Origin of the sequence: Paenibacillus sp. FSL H7-0714 (assembly GCF_038003765.1) — a bacterium.
In the GTDB taxonomy this organism is placed as follows: domain Bacteria; phylum Bacillota; class Bacilli; order Paenibacillales; family Paenibacillaceae; genus Paenibacillus_AQ.
Genome location: NZ_JBBOPT010000001.1, coordinates 874,356 through 890,861, shown reverse-complemented (window position 1 = coordinate 890,861; position 16,506 = coordinate 874,356). Strand labels below are relative to the sequence as shown.

The window sequence follows — 16,506 nt, the reverse complement described above, 5'->3', positions numbered from 1 at the left end:
ATTTAGTGAACTTAGTTTTACCTCTTCCCTTCCTTTTATTCACCAGAAAATGGACCATCTGAATTACTCTCTGATTATCACAGCGTCATAGCACGCCCATATCTAGCTAAATACTCTTCCTTCTCCTTATAATCCGGCATGAGACTTCCAACCTTTCGCCAAAAAGAGCGGTCATGATTCATATGAAGTAAATGACACAGTTCATGAATGATTACATAATCGATAACATCCACTGGAGCCATCGCTAGGCGATAGTTAAAGGTTAGCTTTTTATCCGAGCTACAGCTTCCCCACTTGGTTCTAGATTCAACAATATCAATCGTCTTAGGCTTTACTCTAAGCTGTGTCTGATATTTATTGATCCGTTCAGCTACAACCTTCTTACAGCTAGCGAAATAGAATTTCTTCAGCTTAAGTTTAAGCTCTTCCTCATTTAAATCCCCTGTCTCTATTAGCTCTTGCAGCGAATAATATTTGCCTAGATACAGGAACTTACCCTCGTCTTCATACTCTTTGAGCTTTGGTGTTTCTCGGTTCGCTTCAATACTTTGCAGCTTCTCCACTATTAATTTCCCATTACGCACAACCACGCTTTTAATCGTCTCTTCACTTGTTTTCTTGGGAGCTTTGAGCGTTATACGCCCTGAAGAATCTATGTGAATGGAGATTTTCTTGCCGTTTCCATATTGAACATTAAACTCGATCACCTGATTGTCGTACTCAATCTTCATACCCACCATCGTTTCTATAAGGTTATTCGCAAAAAAAAGGAGAACGCGTTTAAGCGTCCCCCCCTATTTTAACATGATTCCTCAATACACTGGATATCCTGCCACAAACATCGCTAAATACAAAAGACTCCCCGCAACAGAAACTACAGTAAGGATAGCATCCTTTGATTTCTCTTCAGTGAGCGCGACAGCAGCAAAAGCTAGTGGAAATGCAACAAGCAAGTACCGCGGGGCTGACAGCAGCCAGGTAGCTCCGACTACGAACGCAAAATACACGATGAAATAGGCGGTGTATGAAGGTCGTATCTTTTTTGCACCCATGAACATGATAATTAGTGCTGAGAATATAGCGATTAAATTAGGCAGCCATAAGCCGAGAAAAGAACGACTATCTCCACTCTTAAAGGTGCCCACAGCGTATTCCATCTGATATCTTACCGTATCAAAAAAGAGATAAAACCGCTGAGACCAATGCTCTCTCTGGTAAATACTGAACTGAAACGCATTTCCCGTCACGTGATAATTAATAAACAGATAGGCCAGCAAGCCCGTTGATATGATAGCGAGAAAACATACAGCGCTGATGATTCTATGTATAAAGACTTTTTTACTTAATAGCTTATAGTTGCCTATCAGATCCCGTCCAAATTCAATCGCAACCGGTACAATCAGAAGCACTCCGGGAGAACGTGTATAAGCTGCAAGTGCACCGCATAAGCATCCGATCAGCCATTCCTTTTTTCTCACAAAATATAAACACATCAAAGATAATGCCAGAAATAGAGCCTCGGTCATCGGAATGAAGAGAAAGAACGCGGCAGGGAATATGAAAATGTATTTCACGACCCGCATGGCATTCTTTCGATGCATGTCTAATGCTGCCAGTTCATAAGCAACCAATGCAGCGACAATCGATGAGATATTGGAAACGATGAATCCAGCGACAAGATAATTGCCTACGAATACTTGAACTACTTTAATTAGATTTGGGAAAAAGGGAAAAAATACAATATGGAACTTTGGATCTCCCTCCGTTACGTACCAGTTCTCGGCAATCCCCAGATAACTAGAAGCATCGATTCCAGAGATATGCCAAGTCTCTGCCATTTTGCTAAGCAGACCACCTGAATAGCCATTCTGTATGATCAAAAATGAATACCCGATGAGCATAAGCAGGATACGACTCGCCAATATCCATCCAATAATATAAAGCCAAGCCTGTCTTCTATCCTGCTCCTTACTCTTCCAAGTCACTTCAGGTGCTGGATTCGTCAAAACAAAATCCGTCAATACAGGTATAGTACGGAGCCCCAATAGCACAAAAAGCCCGAAACAGACCACAGAAGCGAGGGTGCCCAACATGGTCCAGCTCTGAGTCGAAATGGCCCAGTAAATAGCCGTCACCATCATAACAAGTATGAAGATGAAGGAAATGATTTTGTCGTGCTTTTTCATTTGATCCTCCAGTTATTTAGTCCGAACAATTGTTTAGGAAAAAAAGGATATAATTACCTATAGAAATATAATAGTCTTTGTGTATTTTTTTGTAAATCACATCTTATCTCTTCGTTCCTTACTCCCCCTCATAGCTGAAATAAAAGTTCAAAGGCAATTCATCATCACTTTGAAAACTGTTCGACATCCTGTAGGTTATATACAATTTATCCTCGCCCTTGCCGTATGACCATGATTCTTCGATAGAGCCAGTTAATGGATTTAGAGGAAGAGTCATCCTGTCAATCGTTAGGTTAGATTTTTCGACTTTTTCAGCCGCCTCCTCATCCGCAGGTTTGTATTGGTTCATAAAAGCACGTACCAGTTCTCTCGCATCTTGATAACCGCTTTCCGATCTGGGAAAGACCGTTCCTACCCGGTAACCAATAATTTTATTGGTCTTAACATCTACCACAATCTGCTGTATAAACTCCTTTTGATTCACGGATAAGATATCATCCTGCATAATTGTACCCAAGGTTGTATCGTATTCACCCACTGCATCCGCAATTTGCAAAGCAGCAAGCCCTTCTTCACGCGGCTGCATGAACACAGCCCGATGCTCTTCCACATGTGTGAAAAGCTCAGCATACTTGGGTCTTTCCTTACTGCATGCAGTGAATACCAGCAAAAGAATGACTATTCCACAAATGAGATTGAAATATGATTTTTTCAAACGAATACACCTCCTGGCCTGACGAAACCGGTTTGGTTGATCCCCCTAAACCTTACCATATATTTGAAAAAAGACACAGATATTCATGCCTTATATTAGAAAAATGAAGCCTGACCACGGCAGTGGGCCCCAAAGAAAAAGCCCGAGCGTTTATGCTCGGACTTAATATCATTCAAATGGATAGATCCAGAAATGCTCTGTTCCAAAACGATCTTGGATTTCTTTATCCTCTAGCGTTTTGCTGCCTAACAGTTCAGCGGCTTGGAATTGGGATTTATGCGCCTGAATGGATGCCATCTTTTGCTTCAAGAAATCTTTCACTTCAATGATTACCTGAGGCTCTCCAATCTCTTCAATATTATTGGCGAAAGCTATACAGTGAACAGGAGGTCTCTCTGCCTTGGGCATTCTTCCAACCGTTCGAACCACTGCAGCTCCGGTAGCATCATGATCGGGATGAACGCTGTACCCCGGATAGAATGTAATGATCAGTGAGGGGTTAAGCTCCTTCAGAAGCGCATCAATATGACCCTCAAGCAGAGCTTGATCTTCAAATTCAATCGTCTTATCGTGGAAACCAAGCATTCTCAAATCCTGTATTCCAATCGCTCGGCAGGATTCTTCCAGCTCCTTTTTACGGATCTCTGGGAGGGTTACCCGATTCGCAAATGGCGGCACGCCCATATTCCGTCCCATCTCTCCAAGTGTCAGACAAGCGTAGGTGACTTGGGTGCCGTTTTGCACATGTTTAGCTAGTGTTCCAGATATACCGAAGGCCTCGTCATCCGGATGCGGTAATATAACTAGAATATGTCTTTCCACTGAACTCCTCATCTCCTCTACCATTAGAACGGCTCCCGGCTTAATTGCAAGGATACGACCAGTTTGCCTTGGTTGTCATGACCGGCCAGAATTAATCTTTCGGTCTCACTCTCTTCATAGTGAGTTAGTCCTTCCGAGTACACCCAGCCTTGTGACATTTTTAGGCCTACGCGATAAGGTCCATGACCGGAAATCGAACCATGAGAATATTTGATCACAGCATTAGTAATGAAAGTAGCCGCTGGGTGCTTAGAACTATCGAAATGGGCAGCGTATGCTCCCGTCGTCATCTCAAGATGGATATATAGATCCTGATCTTTAAGCAGGTCGATCCTCTCTTGTATTTCGGATTGATTAATTAGCTGCAAGGTTACGCCTCCATATCTGAATGAAATTATACCTACGAAAAATAAGATCCTGCCTTATTAAGGACGGATCTGTTAAAGGATAAGCGGGTCCGTATTTCTCATCAAAGTATAACTTCCAAAGCTTTGTAATTCAATGGTTACTCCTGAGAAGAGGCCTTACACATAAAAAAATAGAGCATTAGCCCGCGTAGCTTGATCAAACACTGAGATCACAATATATGGTAAAATCATTGTGGAGTCTTTGAATTACAGGAGAAAGGATGGAGTAACTTGGGATTTCATGAAACGTCTCTTTCAATCAAATATCCAAACGTAATGAGAACACTAATTGCAATGTGTTTTTTAGAAGTTTCCTTAATAATTACTATGTATAATAGTACTAACCGCACACCTGACTTCCTGTTCTTCTTTCCAAGAATATGGTTCATCTTTATATTCATTATTATCATATTTTTACTCTATCGATTGCTCAGTTCCAAGAGTATTACACTTGGCGACAATTTTATTATTTCTTTAAATAAGAAAAGATACGATGCGGATGAAATAAGTTCAGTGTTTATCGATGGTAAACGAATTGGAATTAAGACTGTTGACAAAAAGTTGGTTCCACTACATCTGTACTTTACTTTTAAAAAGGAGAATACGGCTAATGGCATAGAGGAAATTAGGGAGTGGGCAAAAAGAAACAACAAACCCATAAGATATAAGTTCTTCTTTGGATGGATTTAATGCAGGTTATGTTAGAAGGAAAAGCGAAAGCCTACTTCAATGCAAAGGGGCGTCCTATATCCATTTCACATGGATTTTTGGACAGCCCCTTATATATTTATTCACACTGCTGTCCAAATTGAATTATTTATGAAAATTGTATTCAGCCATTCATTCTTTCAGCCTTTTATCCAGAATTGGGCGTATGAACCAGATGTAATAAACCAGACAGAGAATCAATACTACAGATGTCAGAAAAAAGGGGATTTCATAATCCTGTCCAATCAAAATCCATCCCGTAAGCAGAGCGGCGCCGGATGATCCGAGGCTCCGAAATACGGATCTCATCCCTGCGTAGAGATTCCTCTCCCGCTCCTTAAAGGCAGACATCAACTGACTATCCAGCAGATTAGACAGCATCGTAAGCCCTCCCCCGCGAACCAGAAACACGATTGTGAACATCCAGACCGGCATAGCCCAGGATAATAAGGCGAACACGAGTATGTTAACCAAAAAGACAGATACGATCGCCACATTGTGGCCGAAACGCTCTAATACATAAGGCGTCATTAAAGAAGCTGCAAACAAAACAACTCCGCTTACCGCCAGCAGAATGGACACTTTATCATCCATCCAGTTCAGTCTATACTTCACAATTACATTAAGAAATGACCCAGTGATGGCTATCGCTCCTCCGAGCAGGGCCATGAATACCGAGAACAGCCAGAGTGTGCCGGAAGGCAGATTTTTCCTCAAACTAGAGACTTCACGGTTCACTTCCAGAACTTCAGAGGTTCTAACCGTTTCGCTTTCCTTCCCCTCAGAGGGAAGCCAGAGTCCTCTAATCATACTGTGAACAACGAAAACCAGTGCAGCAAGCAGCAGCGTAAGCCCATATCCATCCCCGCTATCAGCCGAATTCGGCAAGTATCCAGCAGCCAGGGTTCCTGCCCCTGTAAATGCAGTAAACACGGCAAACATCAGGGAGAAAGCACTTGCTTCTTCCTTGCGCGAGGCACAATAGTGAAATAACAACTGCACCTCCGTCGTCTCCACAAGAGTAAGGCCAATCGAGACCAAAGTTTGAGCCAAATAGAATATGCCGGAATGATTGCCAATCGCATAAAGTGCACTTCCTGCCGCTATAAACATGATGCCGGATACTAGCAGCTTTTTACGACCTATACGGTTTGCCGATATGGATACAGGAATAGCCAATGCACCCATGATCAGTATACCTATGGACATGAGCAGCCCGATTTCATCCTCCTTCATCCCTTTGGACAGCAAGTGCAAATTAAGAACTAGCGAATACATACCGATGCCGATGCCATACATAGCTTCGGTCATAAGAAACCGGCGGACGCCGACAGACAGGCGCAGCAAGTTCCTCATATACCCAGACATACTCATAACCCCTTTCTTTGGTGATACAGTCAAATAGGAAGGGCTCCAAACGGAGCCCCTCTACTTTCAAATGTATATTTTAATTGTAGGGACCAAGCCCTATTCCGGCTGTGTCTTCTTTAGATAAGCCCGCCACGTAATACACCACTTTGCAGGATCATCAAGAGAAGATTCCACATTCCGGTGAACGGTACTGTTGTGCGGAGCTAGTTTGACGATATGCGGCTGCGTGTAAGCTTCATTCGAAATATGGGTCAGCGCCTCGATATATTCATCAAGATCTTCCTTCGAATAAGATTCAGTCGGCTCCAGGGTGAACGGCTGCGGAACGATGTACGGATGATGGGATGTCCAATAATGCAGGCCGAAATCACACATCCGGCGGGTGATGTCTTCTGTCGTTACCCCAGTCTCATCCGTAAGCTGCTTCCAGCTGTACCTTACCTGTTCAAGACGTCGACCTTTGATGTAAGGAGCGCTGGCTCCGCGGATTTGCAGAATTTTGTGATACAGGTAGTTATTATTCAGTACAGCGATTTGGGCCACATTCTTAAGACCGTCTGGCCCCAGGCTCATAATCCAAGCGTAGGAACGAAGTACAGTCTGGGCCACGCCGTGGAAGCTGCGGACTTTGCCGATGCTATCACCGCTTTGCTCTACAAGGACATAACGACTACCGTCCCAGTCAACAAGCGGACCGGGCAGGAAACGCTTAAGGGAATCGGTTACCCCAAGAGCGCCTGTAGCCGGCCCTCCGCACATGTGAGGTGCGGCAAAGGTCTTATGCAGGTTGAAGAAACACATGTCAAACCCGGCTTCCTTAGCCCGGGTGATACCCAGCAGCCCATTCGCGTTCGCCTGATCGTAGAAGCAGATTCCTCCTGCTTCATGAACCACGTCCGTGAACTCACGGATACGATGATTGTATATCCCTGTGTCTTCCGGATTGGCCACGACGAAACCCGCCGTGCGTTCAGATATGGCATTCTTCAGCTTCTCCAGATCCGGGAATCCGTCTTCGTCAGGATGCAGTGTAATAATCTTATATCCTTTAACAGCTGCGGTCGCCGCTTGGGACGGATGTGAAAAGATCGTCGTAATGATCTCATCCCGCTGTTCTCCCTCGCCACGTGAATCATGATATGCGCGTACAATGGAAGCCATGGCCAGCAAGGCCTGGGTACCACTGCTTGGCTGGAACGAGAAAGCATTCATCCCTGATATTTCACGCATCGCCTGATCCAGCCTATAGTAGATTTCCAGAATTCCTTGAACGGATCCAGCATCCTGCAGAGGATGCAGTTCCATCAGATTTGGGGTACGTATAAGCATTTCATTGATACGGGGAATATATTTCATCGTACATGTCCCCTGTCCGATCTCTACGTTAAGGTCGGAACCCAAAGTCTCTTGAGAGAGTCTTAAATAATGCCTAAGAACTTTGGCCTGACCGATCTCGGGCAGCGCCGGTGCTTCTTTTCGCCGCATCGCTGATGGAATTCGGGCGAAGCCTTGACCAACAACCTCGGCAATCCCAGCCTCGGTGCCCGGCGGGATCACTCCGCGCTCACCCGATCGGTGAAGCTCGAAGATCACCGGTTCATCCCATTTGGCCTGGTGAAAGCGGCGTACCTTATGATCTCTACGAATCCGTTTCATGGCTTTCCTCCTACTCTTCTGTACTATTAATTCTTGCAGACAATGTTCTCGATAGCTGAGGCAAGCCGGTCCAGATCTGCCTGCATATGAATTTCAGTTACGCAGTACAGAGCACATTGTCCCCACTGGGGATATGCGGAGGATATATCTTTTCCTCCGAAAATCCCTACTTCCAAAAGACGCTTGTTAATCTCAGCAACAGATATTCCAGTCTCGTTGAAATCTAAGACAAATTCTTTGAAAAAGGCTGTATCTTTAAAGCGCAAAGAGACCCCGGGAATGGCACACAGCTTATTCGCCGCATATTGAGATTTCTGTATAATGGTCTCCCCTACTTCCTGCATCCCCACTGGTCCAAGCAGGGATAGATAAACTCCGGCGGTAATTCCCCACAGGGCTGTCTGTGTTCCCACCGACTCTTTCCCCTTCTCCCGTTGGGCAAAGGATGTACGCTCATAGGCTACATCACCGAAGCCATATTCACCTTCCACTTCAGTAGGAACAATACCGAACAGGCGGGACGGATATTCCATCACATAAGTCTCTTCATCCCGGGTAGCGATGAATCCGGCTTGACCCCCACCATAGTTCATATGCATGCCCAGCGGCTGCAAATCCCCACAGACAATATCAGCGCCATAACGGCTTGGAGGTTCCAGTACGCCAAGGGAGATCGGATCAACGCCCACAATAGAGATAGCATTTACCGCGTGCACAAGCTCAGATATTTTAGCACCCTGATCCTCAATAATTCCGAGATAACCTGGATTCTCGAAGTAGAACGCCGCCGCTCCTTCCTCAAGCTTGCCCTGCAGATCATCCAAATCTATTTTTCCTGTCACCGGATCAATCTCCACGTACCTAATCTCCATTACAGGTGTACAGTAATTGGTAATGATCTTGGCTTTATCCGGATCGACGGATCTGGAGAGCAGCGCAATCCTACGGCCTGTAATCCGACCTGCCATTCGGATGGCCGTGGAGGCTGCCTGTGCCCAGTCGAAGGTAGGGACATTAACTACGTCCATATCGACGAGTTCGGCCATCAGGCTCTGATACTCGAACAAGGACTGAAATCGGCCGTGGTCTTCGTAAGGCTCTCCTGCATAAGCCGTCACGAACTCCGAGCGCTGATTAATTTCGTCGCATACAGCCGGAACGAAATGCTGCCAGCAGCCAGCCCCGAGAAAGTTGATATAATCGGCGCCATGCTTGTTCTTCGCAAGCAGAGCCTCGATATGTCGACGAAGCTCATATTCATTCATAGCTGGAGGAAGATTCATCTCCCGCTTAAGCTTCAGACTGTCTGGAATTGCATCATGCAGCTGGTCGACGGAGCTCAGGCCGATTTCCTTCAGCATTGCCTCACGGACTTCCGGTGCTGTATTCGGGATATAGGGATGGGCATAAGTTCTGTGTTCAGACAAGGTTAACGCCTCCGTCCTTAAAAGGTTGATTTAAAGTATTTATTTCTTTAACCGTTAGGCAATGCCGCCGCCATCCACAACAAGTACGCTTCCGGTGACCCAGGAAGACAGATCGCTAGCTAGGAACAATACCGCATTTGCGATATCACGTGGTGTACCCAATCGCTCCAATGGACGCCCCCCAGCAGAAGCTACGAGGAAAGTAGCTTCGTCCTGTTGAAGCTGCTTGGCTTCATCGCGTAAAAGCGGCGTATCCGTGTCGCCTGGGGACACGCAGTTCACGCGAATGTTCGCGGGACCGTGGTCAATGGCCATGGCTCGGGTGAGATTGACCACTCCAGCCTTGGCTGCACAGTAGGAAGCGGCACGGTCCCCGCCTTTAAGGCCCCAGCCGGAGCCGGTATTAATGATACTTCCACCGCCTCCGCGCTCCATCACCGGGATTATATATTTGGAGAGTAGATAAACTCCCTTAAGTGATACATCCATTACCAGATCCCAGTCGGCTTCCTCAAGCTCGACAACGGTCTTACGGCGGATAATCCCCGCATTATTGAACAGAATATCGACTTTGCCGTACGCGTTCTCAATCTCTGAGGCAGCACGCTTACAGTCCTCCGAAGAGGAGACATCGCAGCGGTGGAAGCTTGCTTTCCTTCCCCGCTCTTTCATCTCATGAACAGCCTGCTCCCCTTGCCTTACATTGATGTCCAGCACAACCACATGTGCTCCGAAATCCGCAAGCAGTCCGGCCGTAGCAAGGCCAATACCTGAAGCACCTCCGGTAACAACAGCTATCTTTCCGCTTAAATTGAGTACATCCTGTGTGTGGAGCATGCTGTCCCCTCCTCTCATTGATGCGATTGTGGTAACCCGTACAGCATTTGTCTACCAAGCCACTCTGGCGTGGTATCTTCTGATAAAAACGGAGTGAGCAGAATACGGAATGTAAAAGCTTCCGATGTTACCTTATGATCCGGCATCTGGGCAGGTCCACAACTGTTGCTGCCCAGCCCATTCTGCCGGTAATCCAGATTCAGCGTGACGAAGTCACGCGGAACAAGCTCGCTTGCATGTTGTGCCTCTTCAAGATCCTTGTCCGTATAACGGCGCGCGCTGAATTCAAGCGTCGGACTACCTGTAGCAAGTAGACCAAGTCCGGATGCGTCTGTGACGGATAACCATCTGACATCCATCCGGTTCCCATTCTCCTGCGGATATATATATGGAGTGAATAGTCCATCAATTGAAGCTGTGTACACTCCAACACGGCATGCCTCTTTGCTGTCCGAATAATTCTCACCAGGTCCCCGGCCATACCATTTCACTCGATCCATGTCGCCTGGAATCTCCATCTGAAGTCCAATCTTAGGCAGCATTTCTGGCGGCTTGCCCTCCGGTGTGCCCTGCACATCCATAGTGATTTGCCCTATACTGTTTACGGTATAGGTGTTTACACACCGGAAACCCCAATCAAAAACTGGCGGAGCAATCCTTGAACTCACAGTGATGCGGATGTTCCCTTCATCAAGCCAGGCCCAGCTAACCTCATCAACACGTTCTGTTAGCCGGTCCAGGTGTGCTTTGCGCCAGTCCGGTAGCACATACATGTCATTGTCGATCGGTGCACGCCAGAAATTCAGCCGCGGTCCGGCTTTCATTAGTTCCTTGCCATTCAGACGAAGCGAATCGATTCGCCCGCTCCGCGTGTCAAAGATCATCCGGAAGTCCTCATTTGCGAGAATGATCTGTCCAGCAGCTTCTGTGCAGTGAAGATTCCGCCTGATCTGCTGACTTCTCATCCCAATAGCAGCATTGGAATGGTCATCTGAATGCCCTGTATGACTATCGCCAACACGATTTCCCAACTCATCCTGCATTAGAAACTGAGCCCAAGCCACTTCATGCCCCTGCTCCGCCCAAAGACAGTCAGCGGCGATCGAGAAGCTGATGTTCAGCCACTGTTCCGCATCCTCACTGCGAAGGAGAGCATCAAGACTGTGGTCATAAGGAATCTCCACTTCTGCCTGTCCGCCCGCTTCAATCTCTGGCAGTGCAAGAACCCCGCTTTGAACGGTACGTCCATCCATGGTAATGCTCCAATCAGCATATAGGTGATCCAGTGTCAGGAAATCATAGCGGTTAATCACATTAACCTTGTTCCTGCTTATATACTCGACGCGAACCGGCTCGATAATTTTCTTATATTCAAGCAGGCCCGGTGATGGCGTTCGGTCCGGCCGGACTAGACCATCTATGACGAAGTTGCTGTTATTGGGCACATCCCCGAAGTCCCCGCCATAAGCATAATCAGCCTTCCCATCCGCCGTCTTCCAGCTCAGCCCGTGGTCAATCCATTCCCACACAAAGCCGCCCTGCAGTCTATCGTACTTGTCAAAAGTATCAAAATAAGGTCTTAATCCACCGGGGCCGTTGCCCATGGCATGCGCGAATTCACACAGAATATGCGGCTTCGGATGATCAGTCAACTGACCGAAGCCTTCCATCTTCTCAACGGAGGAGTACATCGTGCTTACCACATCACAGACCTCAGCTTCGCGATCTTCTTCGTAATGAATAAGCCGTGTTGGGTCAGCTTCTCTGCACCACTGCGCCATCGCCCGGAAATTGCAGCCGAAGCCGGACTCATTCCCAAGCGACCAGAAGATCACGGAAGGATGATTCTTGTCGCGCTCAACCATTCGCTGAACGCGCTCCACGTAGGCTTCCTGCCAGGCAGGATCATCGCTGAGTCTGGAAATGTTGCCTAGCAGTTCGAATCCGTGTGTCTCCAGATCGGTCTCTTCCATAACATATAAGCCGTACTCATCACACAGATCATAGAACCGGGGATCATTCGGGTAGTGCGCGGTTCTTACAGCGTTAATATTGTGCTGCTTCATCATCTTGATGTCCTGTAGCATGGTGGAGACGGTGACTGTGCGACCTGTATCCGGGTGATGATCGTGACGGTTGACTCCTTTGAGTTGAATCGCCTTTCCATTCACCAGGAATTGTCCGCCGCGCACCTCAACTGTGCGGAATCCAACCCGCTGAGCCGTCATCTCTACCGTATCTCCACTTTCATCCAACAAAGTGATCTTCAGATGGTACAAATTGGGGGATTCCGCACTCCACAGTTCCGGCTGTCCTACCGGCATTATAAGCTGCACATTCTTTCCTGCAGTAACCCGATCCTCAGCCCATGCAACAGATTCACCACTTCGTTTAAGCAGTTCAAGCCGCAGACTGCCCTGTTCAGCAGCTTCCCCTTGTATGTTCACATAAACAGACAAGATCCCATCACGGCTTGATTCATCCAGTTCCGTTATAATCCGATAATCGGCAATGCGGAGCGAAGACGGCTCGGAGAGCAGATACACATCTCTAAAAATTCCGCTCATCCACCACATATCCTGATCTTCCAGATAACTGCCGTCCGACCATTGGTACACTCTAACGGCTAAAGTATTGTGGCCCGGTTTCACATAAGGAGTGAGATCGAATTCTGAGGTTAGGCGGCTGCCCTGACTGTATCCGACCGGTTTGCCGTTTACCCAGATATGAAACGCACTATCCACCCCGTCGAACTTAATGGCGACATTCCGTCCGTTCCAGGATTCAGGCAGCATGAACTCTCTAACATAACTGCCTGTCGGATTCTCGTCAGGCACATGCGGGGGGTCTGCCGGAAACGGATAATATAGGTCCGTATAATGTGGAGTTCCGTATCCCTGTAGCTGCCAGTGCCCCGGAACCTGAATCTCATCCCAGCCGGAAGTATCATACGCCTCCTCGTAGAAATAATCCGGAGCCCACTTTGGCCCTTTTGCATAATTGAACTTCCATATGCCATTCAAGGATTTGAACCAGGGGGAGCTTCCCCTATTGTAAGTTAGTGCCCCTGACCAGTCAGAATAGGGGATGAAGTAGGCCCGGCTTTTGGCCCGCCCTCGCTGAAGGATGCCAAGATCATCCCAATCCCTCCTGATAGTTTGCTGTGACATGGTTCATTTCTCCTCTCTTTTCTCTACTCTACTCTGCGCTGTGTGCTGTTATTAGATTTCCGAACCCGCTGCGGCGAATCAACCTTTGATGCCCGTAGTCGCAATGCCGCCAACGATGTAGCGTTGAGCGAAAAAGAAGATTGCCAGCGGCGGAATCGAGATCAGAACTGTAATCGCCATAATGGACTGCATATCCACACCGTACATCCCTTTGAACTGTGAGAGCCCTAGGGTCAATGTGTATTTCGTCTGGTCGTTAAGGAAAATGAGCGGACCCAGATAATCATTCCAACATCCCATAACCTGGAACACAGCGACCAGGATCAGCGAAGGCCCCATCAGCGGGACAATAATCCGTGTTAATACGGTCAGCTTATTGGCTCCGTCGATTGTAGCTGCTTCGTCTAGCTCCCGCGGGATGGTGAGAATGAACTGCCGCAGCAGGAAAATGAAATAGGCGGACCCGAAGAAAGACGGTACAATAAGAGCTTTGAGCGTATTAATCCATCCCAGAACGTTGAACAGCATATACTGTGGGATCATAGTGACTTCCCAGGGAATCATCATTGTTGCCAACACAACCAGGAACAGAAAATCCCTGCCCTTGAACTGGAATCTTGCGAATCCATAGGCTACGAGCGTGCATGAAATCAGTTGACCAAACGTCGACAGGATGGTAATAATCAGTGTATTTTTCAGAAACATATTGAAGGGCTGAATGTTCCACGCCTCTGCAAAATTGCTGAACTTCCATACAGAAGGAATCCATTTAGGTGGAAAAAGATACAGCTCGGACTGTGACTTGAGCGCAGTCGTAACCGCCCAGAACAGCGGGGCTATGAACAACAGTGAAAAAAAGAGCAGCAGGACGTATACGAGTATTTTCTTCACAAAGAACGTCTCCTTCCTTGAGCCTTCAGTTTCTCCTGAGGATTCTTCTTCATTTCACCTTCGTAGAACACCCAGGCTTCCGAGGATTTGAACACAAGAAAGGTCAAGCCGAGCACGATCAGGAACATGAACCAGGCGTTAGCTGCCGAATATCCCATTTTGAAATACTTAAACGCATTCTCATACATGTACATGGCATAAAAATAGGTTGCTTTCATTGGACCACCTCCGGTCAGCAATAAAGCCAGAGTCAGCTGCTGGAAGGCTGCAATGATGGATGTAATTAAGTTGAATAAAATCGTCGGAGTGATCATCGGAATCGTCACACTGAAGAATTGTCTGAGCTTACCTGCCCCATCAATGGAAGCGGATTCATAAAGATCTCTCGGAATCCCTTTGAGGCCAGCCAGAAAGATCAGCATCATCGAGCCTTGTCCCCAGAGACTTGCGACCACCATCGCTACTAATGACCATTGCTTATCGTTGAGCCAATCAGGGCCCTGAATACCGATCAGGGACAGGAAGTAATTCAGAATCCCGTAATCACCGCTGTACACCCAAGACCAGATCATAGCCAGAGCGACACCGGATATAACGGAGGGAATATAAAAGGCGGTTCGGAATATAGCACTGCCCCGTGTCTTCTGATTCAAGAGAATCGCAAGCCCAAGCGCCACAATGATGTTCAATGGAACAAACAGAGCTGCAAATTTGAGGGTGACCCCGAGTGAGGTCCAGAATAACGGGTCATCCGTAAACATTTCCGCATAATTGCCAAACCCGATAAAGTGTACTTCGCCGACAATCGGCCAATCAAAAAAAGAGATGATAAGGGAAAATAACAATGGCCCCAAGGTGAACACGAGGAATCCGAAGATCCAAGGAAAAATGAAGAGGTAGGGAACAGCCCTACCCCAACTACGTTTTCGTGTAGGCTTGAGCTGGGCCATAGGCTCCCCTGCTTGATGCAGAAAGGTCTGAGCCATCTCTTAACCTTCTTTCTGTAAATGTGTTATTTCAAATAACGTTGACTATCTTTAACAGCCTGATTCAGCACTTCCTGGGCATTGCTGCCGTGCATAACCGCTTCCACCGCAGCAGAGAGCTGGCGGTTCACTTCATTCCATTTCGGATTGAGCAGGAACGCAGGTGTATTGCTGGAACGCTCCAGCATCGTGTAGTACGGTTTATAAAGCGGGTCCTGATCTTTCTTCAGCTCATTTACGACACTGACCCTTACAGGCAGATCCGCCACACGCATCTTGATCGAATCATTAGACACATAGAATTTCACGAATTCCCAGGCCAGATCTTTCTGCTTCGAATCCTTGGCGATGGACAAAGCGGACTCCGCAAGCACCCCTTTGACCGGTTTGCCCGGGAACGCTGGGATTTCGACCGTACCTACATTTATGCCTGCCGTCTTGAACGATTCCAACGGCCAGATACCGCTCTCCCACATAGCGATTTTACCTGCTTTAAAAATGTCATCTCCGCTCTGCTGGCCTTTGCCCCCGGTCAGCACAGCCGAGCCGTTCTTGACCATGTCGCCGAGCATCTGGATGGACTCAGCTGTCTCTTTGCTGTTCATAAATCCTTCAATCGTTTTCCCGTCATCAGAGATGAACGAGCTTCCGTTGCTCCATACGAAGCTCTGAAGGTCATACGTATCGTTCTCTGCCCGAACCCCGAACCCGTACTGCTTCTTCGACTTATCGCTGAGCTTGGCCGCGATGTCCTGGAACTCCGTCCATGTCCATCCATCCTTCGGATAAGGGATCTTGGCATCATCGAACAGCTTCTTGTTGTAATAGACCACACGTGTGGTGAACCCTGCCGGAATGCCATATAGCTTGCCGTCAATTTTGCCATAGTTGAACAATCCCGGATAGAAATCTTCGATGTTCAATTCTTTATCTTTGCTCGAATAGCTGTCCAGTGGTTCCAGGGATTGATGATAGGTCGGAAAATCCCACATATACATCACATCTGGCGGATTGGTTGCCCCGAATCCGGCGGCAAGCTTCTGGTCAAAACCGTCTGCATAAGCCTCTACCTGAACCTTCGTACCCGGATGGGCTGCTTCAAATTTCTTGGCGATGTCTTGCTCAATCTTGAGCGCGTCTCCGGTATCCCATGTCGCAAAACGAAGCGTCTTCGTCTCCCCTGAGCCTGCAGCACCTGTGGATGATGAAGGCTCACTGTTCCCCCCGCAAGCTGTGACCATAGTTGCCATTAACGTAGTGGCAAGTACAATAAGAGAAATTTTCTTTTTCACTGTGGCAGCCTCCCCTTTGAATGAGGTAATAATAATTG

14 protein-coding genes are annotated in these 16,506 nt (G+C 47.3%); 1 reads left to right on the top strand and 13 read right to left on the bottom strand.

The genetic code is table 11. The features are described 5' to 3' along the window. Positions 1 to 77: 77 nt before the first annotated feature. The 5 genes from NST34_RS03930 to NST34_RS03910 all read right to left on the bottom strand — a co-directional run bounded on the left by NST34_RS03930 (position 78) and on the right by NST34_RS03910 (position 4,091). A complete protein-coding gene (locus NST34_RS03930) occupies positions 78 to 731 on the bottom strand; it encodes a M48 family metallopeptidase (RefSeq protein WP_341050257.1) in 654 nt (217 codons plus the stop codon). Between the two features lie 81 nt (positions 732 to 812). Beyond that, positions 813 to 2,186: a hypothetical protein gene (locus NST34_RS03925; protein ID WP_341127206.1), complete on the bottom strand. Its 1,374-nt coding sequence runs from the start codon at positions 2,184 to 2,186 to the stop codon at positions 813 to 815. A gap of 118 nt (positions 2,187 to 2,304) precedes the next feature. Further along, entirely contained in the window at positions 2,305 to 2,901 is a 597-nt protein-coding gene (locus tag NST34_RS03920; RefSeq protein WP_341127205.1) for a hypothetical protein, read from the bottom strand. A 168-nt stretch (positions 2,902 to 3,069) separates the two neighbouring features. Next, the gene (gene bshB2, locus NST34_RS03915) at positions 3,070 to 3,723 is read right to left on the bottom strand and encodes a bacillithiol biosynthesis deacetylase BshB2 (protein WP_341127204.1); all 654 of its coding nucleotides are present in this window, start codon (positions 3,721 to 3,723) and stop codon (positions 3,070 to 3,072) included. Between the two features lie 23 nt (positions 3,724 to 3,746). Continuing rightward, on the bottom strand, positions 3,747 to 4,091 hold the full coding sequence (locus NST34_RS03910) for a YojF family protein (RefSeq protein ID WP_341127203.1): 345 nt from the start codon (positions 4,089 to 4,091) through the stop codon (positions 3,747 to 3,749). Positions 4,092 to 4,361: 270 nt separating this feature from the next. Here NST34_RS03910 and NST34_RS03905 point away from each other — a divergent pair, with 270 nt between their 5' ends. Beyond that, positions 4,362 to 4,820 carry a hypothetical protein gene (locus NST34_RS03905; RefSeq protein WP_341127202.1) on the top strand — a complete coding sequence of 153 codons (459 nt, stop codon included), beginning with the start codon at positions 4,362 to 4,364 and terminating at the stop codon, positions 4,818 to 4,820. Positions 4,821 to 4,970: 150 nt separating this feature from the next. Here NST34_RS03905 and NST34_RS03900 read toward each other — a convergent pair whose 3' ends face one another. The 8 genes from NST34_RS03900 to NST34_RS03865 form a co-directional block, all read right to left on the bottom strand. Continuing rightward, a complete protein-coding gene (locus NST34_RS03900) occupies positions 4,971 to 6,194 on the bottom strand; it encodes an MFS transporter (RefSeq protein WP_341127201.1) in 1,224 nt (407 codons plus the stop codon). Positions 6,195 to 6,305: 111 nt separating this feature from the next. Continuing rightward, the gene (gene gcvPB / locus NST34_RS03895) at positions 6,306 to 7,865 is read right to left on the bottom strand and encodes an aminomethyl-transferring glycine dehydrogenase subunit GcvPB (RefSeq protein ID WP_341127200.1); all 1,560 of its coding nucleotides are present in this window, start codon (positions 7,863 to 7,865) and stop codon (positions 6,306 to 6,308) included. Positions 7,866 to 7,891: 26 nt separating this feature from the next. Beyond that, complete coding sequence (gcvPA, locus tag NST34_RS03890) at positions 7,892 to 9,292, bottom strand: aminomethyl-transferring glycine dehydrogenase subunit GcvPA (RefSeq protein ID WP_341127199.1); 1,401 nt, start codon at positions 9,290 to 9,292, stop codon at positions 7,892 to 7,894. 54 nt (positions 9,293 to 9,346) lie between these two features. Continuing rightward, the gene (locus NST34_RS03885) at positions 9,347 to 10,129 is read right to left on the bottom strand and encodes an SDR family NAD(P)-dependent oxidoreductase (protein ID WP_076286146.1); all 783 of its coding nucleotides are present in this window, start codon (positions 10,127 to 10,129) and stop codon (positions 9,347 to 9,349) included. 14 nt (positions 10,130 to 10,143) lie between these two features. Then, positions 10,144 to 13,299: a glycoside hydrolase family 2 TIM barrel-domain containing protein gene (locus NST34_RS03880; protein ID WP_341127198.1), complete on the bottom strand. Its 3,156-nt coding sequence runs from the start codon at positions 13,297 to 13,299 to the stop codon at positions 10,144 to 10,146. A gap of 78 nt (positions 13,300 to 13,377) precedes the next feature. Further along, positions 13,378 to 14,190 carry a carbohydrate ABC transporter permease gene (locus tag NST34_RS03875; protein ID WP_076286144.1) on the bottom strand — a complete coding sequence of 271 codons (813 nt, stop codon included), beginning with the start codon at positions 14,188 to 14,190 and terminating at the stop codon, positions 13,378 to 13,380. Next, positions 14,187 to 15,140, bottom strand: coding sequence for a carbohydrate ABC transporter permease (locus NST34_RS03870; RefSeq protein ID WP_076286178.1), 954 nt, complete (start codon positions 15,138 to 15,140; stop codon positions 14,187 to 14,189). The genes NST34_RS03875 and NST34_RS03870 overlap by 4 nt, the downstream gene beginning before the upstream one ends. 62 nt (positions 15,141 to 15,202) lie before the next feature. Next, a complete protein-coding gene (locus NST34_RS03865) occupies positions 15,203 to 16,426 on the bottom strand; it encodes an ABC transporter substrate-binding protein (RefSeq protein WP_179085840.1) in 1,224 nt (407 codons plus the stop codon). Between the last annotated feature and the right edge of the window lie 80 nt (positions 16,427 to 16,506).

Bases quoted from the DNA above. Each gene is read 5' to 3' on its own strand.
- NST34_RS03865 (WP_179085840.1), bottom strand. From the start codon at position 16,426: ATGGCAACTATGGTCACAGCTTGCGGGGGGAACAGTGAGCCTTCATCA.
- gcvPB (WP_341127200.1), bottom strand. From the start codon at position 7,865: ATGAAACGGATTCGTAGAGATCATAAGGTACGCCGCTTTCACCAGGCC.
- NST34_RS03925 (WP_341127206.1), bottom strand. From the start codon at position 2,186: ATGAAAAAGCACGACAAAATCATTTCCTTCATCTTCATACTTGTTATG.
- NST34_RS03870 (WP_076286178.1), bottom strand. From the start codon at position 15,140: ATGGCCCAGCTCAAGCCTACACGAAAACGTAGTTGGGGTAGGGCTGTT.
- NST34_RS03930 (WP_341050257.1), bottom strand. From the start codon at position 731: ATGAAGATTGAGTACGACAATCAGGTGATCGAGTTTAATGTTCAATAT.
- NST34_RS03880 (WP_341127198.1), bottom strand. From the start codon at position 13,299: ATGTCACAGCAAACTATCAGGAGGGATTGGGATGATCTTGGCATCCTT.
- NST34_RS03900 (WP_341127201.1), bottom strand. From the start codon at position 6,194: ATGAGGAACTTGCTGCGCCTGTCTGTCGGCGTCCGCCGGTTTCTTATG.
- NST34_RS03885 (WP_076286146.1), bottom strand. From the start codon at position 10,129: ATGCTCCACACACAGGATGTACTCAATTTAAGCGGAAAGATAGCTGTT.